At 28.3% G+C, this 12,129-nt stretch carries 12 protein-coding genes and 1 tRNA gene; 7 read left to right on the forward strand and 6 right to left on the reverse strand.

From position 1 onward, the window contains the following. Complete coding sequence (locus tag CC87_RS04475; protein WP_051920570.1) at positions 1–921, reverse strand: L,D-transpeptidase family protein; 921 nt, start codon at positions 919–921, stop codon at positions 1–3. On the opposite strand from CC87_RS04475, the gene cysS reads away from it, so the two are divergent. Genes cysS through CC87_RS04490 form a run of 3 tightly spaced genes read left to right on the forward strand, consistent with a single transcriptional unit; the run spans position 910 to position 4,775 of the window. Beyond that, complete coding sequence (cysS, locus tag CC87_RS04480; protein ID WP_038056570.1) at positions 910–3,240, forward strand: cysteine--tRNA ligase; 2,331 nt, start codon at positions 910–912, stop codon at positions 3,238–3,240. The two genes, CC87_RS04475 and cysS, sit on opposite strands and share 12 nt — an antisense overlap. After that, complete coding sequence (locus tag CC87_RS04485) at positions 3,237–3,887, forward strand: endonuclease III domain-containing protein (protein WP_038056572.1); 651 nt, start codon at positions 3,237–3,239, stop codon at positions 3,885–3,887. Before cysS ends, CC87_RS04485 begins: the two co-directional genes overlap by 4 nt. 3 nt (positions 3,888–3,890) lie before the next feature. Beyond that, entirely contained in the window at positions 3,891–4,775 is an 885-nt protein-coding gene (locus tag CC87_RS04490) for a DMT family transporter (protein WP_051920572.1), read from the forward strand. Between the two features lie 5 nt (positions 4,776–4,780). On the opposite strand, the gene CC87_RS04495 is transcribed toward CC87_RS04490, so the two are convergent. Beyond that, entirely contained in the window at positions 4,781–5,737 is a 957-nt protein-coding gene (locus tag CC87_RS04495) for an NAD(P)-binding domain-containing protein (RefSeq protein WP_038056574.1), read from the reverse strand. Positions 5,738–5,860: 123 nt separating this feature from the next. On the opposite strand from CC87_RS04495, the gene CC87_RS04500 reads away from it, so the two are divergent. After that, on the forward strand, positions 5,861–7,429 hold the full coding sequence (locus CC87_RS04500) for a methylenetetrahydrofolate reductase C-terminal domain-containing protein (RefSeq protein WP_038056576.1): 1,569 nt from the start codon (positions 5,861–5,863) through the stop codon (positions 7,427–7,429). Here CC87_RS04500 and CC87_RS08635 read toward each other — a convergent pair. Continuing rightward, entirely contained in the window at positions 7,414–7,833 is a 420-nt protein-coding gene (locus CC87_RS08635; RefSeq protein ID WP_051920574.1) for a CBS domain-containing protein, read from the reverse strand. The genes CC87_RS04500 and CC87_RS08635 overlap by 16 nt on opposite strands. 205 nt (positions 7,834–8,038) lie before the next feature. Between CC87_RS08635 and CC87_RS04510 the strand changes: the two genes are divergently transcribed. Then, positions 8,039–9,403, forward strand: coding sequence for a hypothetical protein (locus CC87_RS04510; RefSeq protein ID WP_038056578.1), 1,365 nt, complete (start codon positions 8,039–8,041; stop codon positions 9,401–9,403). 66 nt (positions 9,404–9,469) lie between these two features. On the opposite strand, the gene CC87_RS04515 is transcribed toward CC87_RS04510, so the two are convergent. Together CC87_RS04515 and CC87_RS09095 are read right to left on the reverse strand one after the other, a co-directional pair. Next, positions 9,470–10,396, reverse strand: coding sequence for a J domain-containing protein (locus CC87_RS04515; RefSeq protein ID WP_038056580.1), 927 nt, complete (start codon positions 10,394–10,396; stop codon positions 9,470–9,472). A gap of 85 nt (positions 10,397–10,481) precedes the next feature. Continuing rightward, positions 10,482–10,616 carry an Lcl C-terminal domain-containing protein gene (locus CC87_RS09095; RefSeq protein WP_169740263.1) on the reverse strand — a complete coding sequence of 45 codons (135 nt, stop codon included), beginning with the start codon at positions 10,614–10,616 and terminating at the stop codon, positions 10,482–10,484. A 438-nt stretch (positions 10,617–11,054) separates the two neighbouring features. Between CC87_RS09095 and CC87_RS09025 the strand changes: the two genes are divergently transcribed. Beyond that, positions 11,055–11,216 (forward strand): hypothetical protein, encoded by a 162-nt coding sequence (locus tag CC87_RS09025; protein ID WP_156955575.1) that lies wholly within the window; start codon positions 11,055–11,057, stop codon positions 11,214–11,216. Beyond that, complete coding sequence (locus tag CC87_RS04520; RefSeq protein ID WP_038056582.1) at positions 11,188–11,760, forward strand: hypothetical protein; 573 nt, start codon at positions 11,188–11,190, stop codon at positions 11,758–11,760. The genes CC87_RS09025 and CC87_RS04520 overlap by 29 nt, the downstream gene beginning before the upstream one ends. A 223-nt stretch (positions 11,761–11,983) precedes the next feature. Here CC87_RS04520 and CC87_RS04525 read toward each other — a convergent pair. After that, positions 11,984–12,056: transfer RNA gene (locus tag CC87_RS04525), tRNA-Thr, on the reverse strand. Positions 12,057–12,129: the final 73 nt, after the last annotated feature.

The raw sequence follows: 12,129 nt of genomic DNA on the forward strand, positions 1-12,129 counted from the left end.
TCACTTAATTTTGCCTATCTTATAAATCAAACCATCTGGATTTTTCAAAATTTTTTCCAGTTTTAAAAGGTTAATTTGATAATTTTGATGTTTTATCAATTTGTCCAATTTTTTAATAATATAGAAAATCGGATGTTTAATTCTTTTTTCTATATCTTCATAAGCTTGAATGTATATATTTTTATTTTCCACAGCAAGTTTATAAGGTTCATAAACAATCTGCACAGTAGTTCCTACAGTAACATTATTATAGAGAAATTTTATATGCTGAGGATAAAGACGTATGCAGCCGTGTGTACTTCGTCTTCCTATGCTATAAATTTTATTGGTGCCATGAATGGCATACAGTCCTCTTGATAAATAAAGTGCATATTTACCCATAGGATTGTTTGGTCCAGGAGGAACTACATCAGGCAAAGTAGGATCTTCTGCTTTTATAGAAGGTGGAGGATACCAAAAAGGATCTTTTTTCTTTTTAATAATCTTATAAATACCTGGATCTGGTAATCTCCCTACATCTCCTACCCCTATAGGAAAAACGAATAACTTTGGAAATCTAAAATAATAAAGCTTCATTTCGGGAAGATTAATTATTATATAAGATTTGGAATGAAAATATTTAGAAAATTCCTGAGGAATAAGGATTTGATAGGGAATAATGATCTTCTTTTTAGGCTTGGGTACCCAAGGATCTATTTTTGGATTAGCAAGAGTTAAATGATAATATCCTACTTCAAAAGTTACCGCTAAATCAACCAAAGTATCATTTTTTTGAATAATATAGGTTTTATTTTTTAAATAAATAAATCTATGAGGGAATATATAAATAAAAGAAAAAGCAAAAGCTTTTACTTGGCAAGTAAATAAAGTGATATAAAATAAAGCAATTAAAACTTTGAAGAGGATTTTATGAAATTTCATAATATCTTGCAAAAAATTGGTAATACTCCAATAATTAAACTAAGAAAACTAAAAGTCAAGTCTTCTATAGAAATTTTTGGCAAATTAGAAAGTTTAAATCCCGGAGGTTCTATTAAAGATAGACCTGCTTTTTTTATGATTGAGGATGCTGAAAAAAAAGGGCTTTTAACTCCTGAAAAGATAGTCATAGAGGCTTCCAGTGGTAATACAGGTATAGGCTTATCTTTAGTTTGTGCAGTAAAAGGCTATAAATGTATGATTGCTATGTCTGAAGCTGCTTCTATTGAAAGAAGAAAAATTATGCAGGCTTATGGTGCAGAAATTTTATTAACCCCTGCTGAAAAAGGAACAGATGGTGCTATAGAGGCTGTATATGAATTAATAAGAAAATATCCAGATAAATACTATTGTCCTGATCAATTTAATAATCCTGCTAATTGGATGAGCCATTATCAAACTACTGCACCTGAAATCTGGAGAGATACAGAAGGAAAAGTTACCTATGTTGTTTGTGGACTTGGAACCACTGGAACCGCGATGGGTATAGCAAAATATGCTAAGGATAATAATCTACCTTTTAAAGTTATAGGAGTTGAGCCTAATCCTGGGCATAAAATTCAAGGCTTAAAAAATATGAAGGAATCCTATCCTCCGAGTATCTATAATAAAAAACTTCTTTACAAAATTATAAATATAGATGATGAAGAGGCCTTTTACTGGACAAGATGGCTGGCAAAAGAAGAAGGTATTTTTGTAGGAATTAGTTCTGGCGCTGCTCTGGCAGGAGCTTTAAAAATTGCTAAAGAAATTGACAAAGGACTTATAGTAGTAATTTTTCCAGATGGAGGTGAAAGATATCTATCTACACCTTTATGGAGTTTTGATTTGGATAAAATAGATTCTACAGAAAAAGCTGATCTTATTCTTACTAATACTTTCTCAGGAAAAAGAGAAATCTTCAGACCTTTAAAAGATAAAGAGGTTAAAATTTATACCTGTGGACCCACTTTAAACGCTAAACCCCATATAGGACTCTATAGAAGACTTCTTACTGTAGATCTCCTAAAAAATTATTTAAAACTAAAAAATTATCAGGTAAAACATGTAATTAACCTTACTGATTTTGATGATAAAACTATAAAAGCTGTTTTAAAAAAAGAGATTGATTTAAAAGATTATACCTCTGATATAGAAAAAGGATTTTATCAAGATTTAGAATGGCTTAAAATTGATAAAGCTGATTTCTATCCCAAGGTGAGTGAACATTTAGAGGATATGAAAGAAGTTGCTTTGAAAATCTTAGAGAGAGATATGGCTTATATAAAATATTCAAGTCTTTATTTTGATATTTCAAGACTTCCAGATTATGGACAGCTCTCTAAAATAGATTTAAGGTATCTTAAACCCGGTGCTACCATAGATGTAGAAGAATATGATAAAGAAGAACCCTTTGATTTTGCTTTATTAAAAAGAGTTCAAATTTTAGAATTAAAAAAAGGCTATTTTATAAATACTCCTTTTGGAAAAGTTAGACCGACCTGGCATATTCATTGTGCAACTTTAATTTTGAAATACTTAGGAAATGAAATAGATATTTTTACCAGCAGTAATGATCTTATCTTTCCTCATCATGAAAATACCAGAGCAGTAGTAAAAGCTTTAACAGGAAAGGAGGTTGCTAAATATTGGATACATACTGGCTTGGTTTTTTATAATGAAAAAAAACTTTCTTCAGAAAACAAAATCACTATAGATGATCTTAAGGCTAAAGGATTTTCAGGTAGAGATTTAAGATTCTATTTTTTAAGAACTCATTATCGGAATCCTTTTAATTTTAGCTGGAAAGGTCTTGAGGAAAGCAAAAAAATTTTAGAAAAAATTGACAAATATATAGCTCTTTTAGGAGCTGCTACAGAAATTTCAGAAAAAAAAGAAGAGCCCTGGAAATTTTTAAAAGAATTTAATCAAAATTGGCAAAATGCTTTAAAAGAAGATTTAAATACACCTGTGGCTATTTCGGAGTTAATAACCTTTTTTAAAAAAATTTATCCCTTTTTTAAAATTGGTTTACCTGAGGGATTTAAAGAAGAAATTTTTAAAAGTTTAAGAATATTAAACAAAGTTATTAAAGTTCTAAGATTTCCTGAAAAGGTTAAAGATAAAGAAATACTTGAAAAAATAGAATTAAGAAAAAAAGCAAAAAAAGAAAAAAATTATGCTCTTGCTGACCAAATAAGAGATGAACTTCATCAGCTTGGCTTTTGGGTTATAGACCTACCTTCAGGAACAGAAGTGATAAGATTAAAGGACGAGGTATGAAAGATATTAGTAAAATTCTTGAGGAAATATATAACAGACTTTTCAGGCATTTTGGTCCTCAAGGCTGGTGGCCTGCTAAAACACCTTTTGAAGTTTGTGTAGGTGCTATTCTTACTCAAAATGCCAGTTGGAAAAATGTAGAAAAAGCCATAAATAATCTAAAAGAAAAAAATTTACTGGATCCCTTTAAGCTCTATGAATTACCTTTAAATATATTGGCAAATATTATAAAACCTTCTGGTTTTTACAATATAAAAGCTAAAAGGTTAAAGGAATTTATAAAATTTTTAGTAGAAAATTATGAAGGAAACCTGGAAAAGCTTTTTTCCAAGAATCTTAATGAAATAAGAAAAGAATTGCTAAACTTAAGAGGACTGGGGAAAGAAACTGTGGACAGTATTTTACTTTATGCTGGTAATTTTCCTGTCTTTGTAGTTGATACCTATACCTATAGAATTTTAAATCGCCATTATTTAATTCCTGAAGAATCAACTTATGATGAAATACAAGAATTATTTATGGAAAATCTACCACCTGATCCCAAGCTTTTTAATGAATATCATGCTTTGTTTGTAGCTTGTGGTAAAAATTACTGTAAAAAGAAAACTCCAATATGTGAAAAATGTCCTTTAAAGGATCTCAAATAAATTATGCTTTATTTTCTTTTTGCTATTTTAGCCGGATTTTTTGTAGCTTTAAGTGATGCTCTAAATAAAAAATTTCTATCTTCTCTGGGTTCTCCTTATATGGTAATTGCAAGAACATTGGGTAGTTTGCCTTTTCTTTTCCCTTTGTTTGTTTATCTAACCCTTAAACATAATTGTTTTTTTTATTTTTCTTCTAATTTTGTTTTTACAGTTTCAATTCTTTTAATCTTAGAAATTATAGCAACGCTTCTTTATATGAAAGGAATCCAGATTTCTCCTCTTTCTTTAAGTCTTCCTTTCCTTTCTTTTACTCCTATATTCATTATTTTAACAGGCTATATCCTTCTGGGAGAAGAAATTTCTAAATTAGGAGCTTTGGGTATTCTTTTGATAGTCTTAGGAAGTTATTGTATCAATCTTCCCTCTATTAAAGAGGGTTGGTTATCTCCTATAAAGGCTATTAAAAAAGAAAAAGGAAGTTTGCTTTTACTTAAAGTGGCTTTTATTTATTCTATAACATCTGTTCTTGGTAAAAAAGGGCTTTTATTAACTGATCCTGTTTGGTTTGCCTCTTTTTATTTTTCTCTTTTGGGAGTTTTTGCAACTTTAGTAATAAAAATTTTTTATAAAATAAAAATTTTAGATTTTATCAAAAGATATAAAAATGCTATTTTACTGGTAGGTATCACTCAGGCACTTATGTGTTTTTGCCACATGATAGCCTTAAGTCATATAGAAACAGCTTATATGATAGCCCTAAAAAGAACAAGTATACTTTTTGCTGTAATTTTGGGATATTTAATATTTAAAGAAAGTTATTTTTTAATCAGACTTTTCTCTGTAATTTTTATGCTTTTAGGTATATTAATAATCACTTTGTTTAAATGACCTGTTTATTTTAAATACTTTTCTTTAATTCTTTTTATTACAATGTGTGCAGTATTAAAGGCTTTCATAATATTGCCTTTTTCTACTGCTATATCTCCTACTAAAAAAACCTTGGGCAAGTTGGTCTCAAAATATTCATCTAAGGAGGGCTTCTTGTTATCCATTTGTATTCCTATTTTTTGTAAAAATCTTTTAGGAGTAGATCCACCTAAGCAATAAATAATATAATCATAAATATCTTCTTTATTATTTTTAAAATATACCTTTATTTTATCATCAAAAGGTTCTAATTTTTCAATATCTGTATTTAAAAGAAGTTTTATCTTCCCCTGTTTTGCTTTTTCATTTAGTATTTTTAAATTGGTTTCATTAATTCTAAAAAATTGGGGTCTTCTGTAAGAAATATAAATTTCATTGTTATCACATAAACTATAAGCTACTTCTGCAGCAGTATTTCCTCCTCCTACAACTAAAATTTTTTTATTTTCAAATTGTTGCTGAGGAGGTTCAAAAAAAATCTTGTTTTTTAATTCAGAAGGAATAGGATAAGAAGGTTTTCTGGGAGTGCCAAAAATTCCTATAGCAATAATCACAAATTCAGCCCAAATTTCAGGATTATCTTTAATCCAAATATCATATCCTTCTCCATTTTTAGTTATATTAGTAACTTCTGCCTTAAATCTAATATCTAAATTCCATTGTTTTGTCCAATTTTCTATTCTTTTTAAAAAATTTTCCTTAGTTTCTGTTTCAAAAGAACAAAGTCCTATAGGTTTTATACCTGCACTTTTAAAATTAGCATCAACCCTTTTTCCAGGTTTATAGAATTTGTTAATTGTATAACAAATTTGATCACTCTTTTCTAAAATAACCACAGGCTCTATTTTAGAAGCTTTAGCTTCTATAGCAGAAGCTATGCCTGCTGGACCTGCTCCTATAATAGCTATTTTTACTTTTTCCATTTTTACTCCTTTTTTTATTTTTTATTATTATGATTTTAAGATGTTTGTTAACTTATTTCCAACTATTTGATAAATTTTTAACAACCTAACCCTTTTTTTATTTTTGAAATTAATTTTTAAATTATGAATCAACAAAAAAATGAATTAGCCTTACTTTTTAATTCTTCTGAATTTGTAATAACCTTTGAACTTGTCCCATCAAGAAGCACAAGAACACGGCAATATAAAGATATTATAAATTTTATTTCTAAAGTTTCTAAGGAAAATTTACCTATCAAGGTCTTCACTATTACTGATAATGCAGGGGGAAATCCTACTTTAACTCCTTCAGTATTAGGCAATGATTTGAAAACTATGGGGTTTATACCTATAGTTCATTTTTCTTGTAAAGATAAAAATAGAAATGCTATAGAAAGCGAACTTTTGGCTTTGGATAGAAATGAACTTCATAATTTACTAATTATGACAGGAGATTATCCAAGATACGGCTTTTTTGGAAAAGCAAAACCTGTTTTTGATTTAGATGCTATAAGTCTGCTTTATTTAATCACTGAAATAGAAAAAGGTATAGAACTTCCTTCCTGGGTTCCAGGTGGAGGAATTAAGCTTGCTCCTATTCCTTTTTATAAAGGCGCTATTGTTAACCCTTTTAAAACTCTTTCTGCAGAGCTTTTCTGGCAATATGTAAAATTTTACAGAAAATTTAAAGCCAAAGCTTATTTCTTTATTACACAAGTAGGTTTTCATCCTCAGGGTTTTGCAGATTTCATAGGAATTATCAAATTAGGGTTTACTCGTTTATTTGCAGAATATCTACAAGATCCTTCTATTTATAATCCAGAAGATGATAAAAAATTAAAAGAACTTCCCATTTTAGCAGGTTTGTTTTATGTAAATGAAAAAATAGCCAGAATTTTTAAAAATAATAATATTCCGGGTATTTATTTTAGAGATGATTTTTATAATATCCTTGATCCTATAGATTCTTTGGCAAAATTTATGTATTTAGTTAAAGAATTAGGATATAAAGGTGTTCATTTATGCGGTCTTCCTTTAAAATTAGAAAAATTTCAGCAACTTTTAGAAAAATTTAATAATTATTTAGCTAAAAAACCTGAATTAGATAAACTTTTTGGGAGCTCTCCAAAAAATCAAGGTGTTTCTCAACCTTATTCCTTATATGAAGTTTTTAATAGAAATAAAAAAGAAAATCCGGTCTCTTCTCAAATTTTTAGATATAAACTTTATAATGTTTTACATTATCTTTTCTTTTCTAAAACCAGCCCTATTTATCCACAATTGAAAAAACTGGCTTTATTTATAGATCATCACGAAAGAATTAAAAATTTTTTTACTCGCACAGAATATTTTTTTAAAAAGCTTCTTTTTAATTGTCAGGAATGTGGAGATTGCTTTTTACCAGAAGTTGCTTATTTATGTCCTCAAAGCCAATGTGCCAAATTTTTAGTTAATGGACCTTGTGGAGGGAGCTGGAATGGTTATTGTGAAGTGTATCCCAGAAAGAAAATCTGTGTCTATGTAAGAGCTTATGAAAGACTTAAAAAAGCTAAAAAATTAAATCAGGTTTTTAAAATATCTTTTGTTCCTCCAAGAAATTGGACTCTTTATAAAACCTCATCATGGCTTAATTTTTATCTGGATAGAGATCATCATTTCTATCTTACTAAATAAGATTCTCTGTCCAAAAATTTTAAGACATCTGTTGCAGATAAAATTCCTACAGGAACTGTTTTCCCTACCTTTTCTGAAACTACAAGTATTCTATGAATCTTGTGTTTTAACATTTTATCTATAGCTTGCTTCAAAGAGGCATTCCCTTCTATAGTATAAACACCTGGACTTATCAAATCCTCAGCTGTTAAAGAAAAAACTTTTTCTCCATCTTTTAATAAAGCTTCTATAATATCGGTTTGACTAATAACTCCTGCAAGTTCACCAGTAGGAGATAATACAAGAACAGCATGAACTTTTTCTTTTCTTAAAGTCTCAAGTATTTCTCTAAAATTTGCTTCCATAGGAACAGTTATTAATTGTCTGTTCATTACATCTGAAACTTTAACCTCATCTATTTTCATAATTCCTCCTAATTAAAAATTTAATTTTTAATTATAAAATTGTTAGTATATTTTTACAAGGTGGATCTTAAAAAGATTTAAAATTTAACCAAAATTTTACATAATTTTAACTAAAATTTTATAAAAATTTTAAATTTTTTAAAATTTTTTATTTTACAATAAATACGGTTTTAATTGTTAAAAATCTCTAAAAAGGAGGGGAAATATGTTTAAAAGAAAAATCAGTAAGGCTTTAACCCTATTTTTTTCAGCTGGTTTAATAGGATCTACAGTTTCTTCTGGATTAGCTGAAGATTTTCAATTAAAAACATCTCAAACTAAAAACATTGTCTATTCTAAAGAAGCACAATTAGATGCTAAAATAGAGGAATTAAGAGCTTTGTTAAGAGAATATGATGTCAAAATAGCAGAAATTAAGCAATTGCTTAATATATTAGAAGATAAAGAAAGAAAATTAAAGGCTAAGGAAAAGGATATAGAAGCTATAAATAAAGAGATTGAAAAAACAAAAAAAGAGATTTCAGAAAAAAACAAAGATTTAGAAGACATAATTAAAAAATTAAAAGGTCTTAAAATAAATGGATTATGGTATATTTCTTATCAAAATTGGACACAAAACGGTCCAGATTACAAAAGCAAAATAGCTATAAAAAGAGGTTATGTAAGATTTACCAAAAGCATTACTCCTTGGCTTGATGCTCATGTAACTTTTGATGTTACTCAAGCCAACGAGGATACTGGTAATTTAGATGGTTCTATAGTAGTAAGAACAAAATATATTTTTGGAAAATTTAAATTTCCGGATATAGGATTTTTAACCAAACCTACTTTAGAATTTGGGCAGGTTCATTTCCCATGGCTTGATTTTGAAGAACATGTTAATTTTTTTAGATGCCAGGATACAATGTTTACAGAAAGGAATCATATTTACAATTCAGCAGATTTTGGAGCTACTTTTATGGCACTTCTTGGAGGAGAAATGCCTGAGTGGTATAAAAAGCATGTTAATTCTCATTATCCTGGGCGTTATGGTAGTATTGCTTTAGGAATATATAATGGTGCTGGATACCATGGCAGAGAGAAAAATAATAATAAACCTATAGAAGCAAGAATTACCATTAGACCTTTACCTGAGATTTTACCTGGATTCCAAATTTCCTACTTTGGAATTCGTGGTAAAGGGAATAAAGCTGATAACCCTCCTGATTGGAAAGTAAATCTTCTTTTTGCAAGCTATGAACATGAATATTTTACTACTACAGCTCAATATTATTGGGGAAAAGGCAATTTAAATGGAGATGATAATTATGATAAAGATGGTTATTCTTTATTTTTAGAATTAAAACCTTATGCTTTTTCAAGTTTGCCTATCAGTATAATAGGAAGATATGATTATTTTGATCCAAATGACGATCAAGATAATGATGAAAGTAAAAGATATATTGTTGGTTTAGCCTATCATTTTGATAAACCTCATAAAAATATGGTTTTACTTGATTATGATCATTTAGACCAAGACAATAAAGATGATGACTCAAGAGTTCAGCTTACTTTGCAAATTAAGTTTTAAGTGTAACCCTTCATACCACACCTCTTAAAAAGGAAGAGAGACAAGTTTTGGCTCTCTTCCCCTCTTCTAATTTTCTTTAAGTTTTAATAGTTCTTCAAAAACTTTTTTAAGCTGGATAAACCTTTCATGAGAACCACCTTTATCAGGGTGAAGCTCTTTGGCTTTTTGTCTATATATTTTAAATAATTCCTTTTTTGTAGCTTTCTTAAGAATTTCAATAGAAATTCCTAAAAGATTTGAGGCTTTTAGGAATATTTCATTTTCTTTAAAATTGTCTATGAAATGAAATTTTTTGGGTCTCTTAAATAAAGGAATAGCATCGAAATAAAGCCAAATATATCTACAGAAATAAGTTTTCAGCAATTCTTCGGTATCCATACCCATTCTAAAAGTTTCATCTTTTAAAATTTTGCAAAAGTTATTTAAAAACATTTTATCTATATCTTCTTCTGAAAACCAAGAAGGAATATAATTCAAACCAAAGATAATCATTAAATATCTTATTTTTTCTTTAAACTTTAAGCTATCTTCCAGATCCCAAAAATAATTTTCCAGCTCATCTCTTGATTTTTCATAAAGCTCACTCAAGAAAGGATAGGGACAGTCCATATATTTTTCTGGGTTTGACATGCCAAATTTTAAAACTATTCTTCTTTTTATATCAAAAGGATGGAAATCTTTTATATTTACCTTTTTTCTTTTTATTTTAATAACTTGTGATCGAGTGAATTGAGTAATAATCCTCTTAGCTTCAGAATTTAAAAATCGGAAAAATAATTTTTCAAGTTTCCATTGATCAACTTTATACCCTAATTTTTCAAGAGTTTCTTCTAAATCAATAAAAAAACCCACCTCACTGTAATATATGATATAATCTTCTGGAGATGAACCAAGATTTAAAATGGTTCTGCTCTTCCAATACGGATCTTCATAATAAGATTCTTTTAAAGAATACTCATAATGTCCAAATACTGGTCTTCTTGCAATATACATATTTCTATTTTATCCCCCTTTTAGAATTTAAGAACAGCTTAAAAAACAAACTTTGTAAAAATGAAAGTGTTCCACGTGGAACACTTTAGGCTGGTGTATGAAAATTGCAATCAACCAAACTTTCAAGTTCTCTAATGTAAAGTAGTCTCCAGTCTAAAAATTCTTCATATTTTTTTCTATTAAGTTCCTCTACAAAATTAAAAGCCTCCAAGGTGGTCAAGTTTTTTACCTACTAAATAATTTTTTTTAATATTTAAAATTATTATAACCTAATTGTTTTAAAAATTCCATGCTTATCAACTTTTAAATTTTATTTACTTTTTAAATTATTTTTTAAATTTCTATCTATTTTGCTATTAGCTGGTTATACAAATCCCTGCTTAGCCAAATCCTTATTTTTATCATTTTTGGTTTTTTTATGAATCTACAAGCTCTTTTTAACTGATGTTTTATTGTTTAATAATAATTATAACTCCAATAGTAATGATTTTTGGAAATTTAAAACAACCAAAATCTTCTGTTCCAAAAGGCCCTATTTGTAGGTTTTGGTTTATATAATCAATGTTCCACGTGGAACACTCTCATTTTTGTCAAATTTTAATAAATTTTCTTATCAATTCATTATATTTTTGTTCTATTGGTTTAGCTGTACCCAAAATTGAAGTATTATCCAGCCAAACAAGTGATTGAAAAAGGAGATGTATTTCAAATTCAGGTTAAAATAAGTACTTCTGCACATATCAAAAATATTACTGTTATACCTATTTTGCCAGTTGTTTTTCTCAAAACCTATGCTTCCGTCTATCCCTCAATATTATAAAACAATTAAAAGTCTTTCTCAATATAAAATAAAAGGTTCTATTGTTAAAATTAATTCTTTGTATCCTGGGAGTGAAATTATCATTCCTTTTAAAGTATTTTCTCCATCTGCAATAGCTCGAGAACAAGTAAATGGAACTAAATATACATATACAACAGAAGAAAATAAGTATATTGGAGCTAATGTTTTTTACGAGTTATGTAACAAGCAAACATGTAAAGTTTTTTCTACCTCTCAAAGAATACCTATAAGAGTTACCACAGATATGCGAATTTATTTGATTTTTGGTATATTAGGTATTTTTCTTAGTTTTATTGTAAAAACTATTACTAAACAACGAAAGAAAATCGTTTCTATGTTGCGCCTCTATTCTTCTTATAAAACTTTTATCAGAATTTTGAAATATATCTTTATAATTTTCTTTAAATTTCCTCTAATTAATAGATTTACAGAATTTTCCACATCTTTAATTCTTGGTTTTGGAGTACTTATAATTTTAGCTGAAAAGTCTCATATTGATTTTCACTATACCAGATTCTTTTAAAAAGAGACAAGCTGAAGCTGAATTAAACAAAATCCAGAGAATTTTTTTAAAAAAAGACTTTTTAGGGCTTATAAAAACTTCAAAAAAGGAGTTATGAAAAAACACGGTTACAAGTAAGATCCCTTTCTTAGAGGGGGCTTATCTGCTAAATATGGAAATTTTAGTTTCTTACTAAAAATTTCATGAAAGAGTTTTTGAAAATACTGATTATTTCTAAATTTCAAGCCGGCGAGGGGATTTGAACCCCTGACCTGCGGATTACGAATCCGCTGCTCTAACCCCTGAGCTACGCCGGCTTTTCAAACTATTTCTATCTTAAAATCTTGAATGTTTTTACTTTTATTTTAATTATGATACAATAAATATAAT

The sequence above is a fragment of the Thermodesulfobacterium hydrogeniphilum genome (genome assembly GCF_000746255.1).
Classification (GTDB): Bacteria; Desulfobacterota; Thermodesulfobacteria; order Thermodesulfobacteriales; family Thermodesulfobacteriaceae; genus Thermodesulfobacterium; species Thermodesulfobacterium hydrogeniphilum.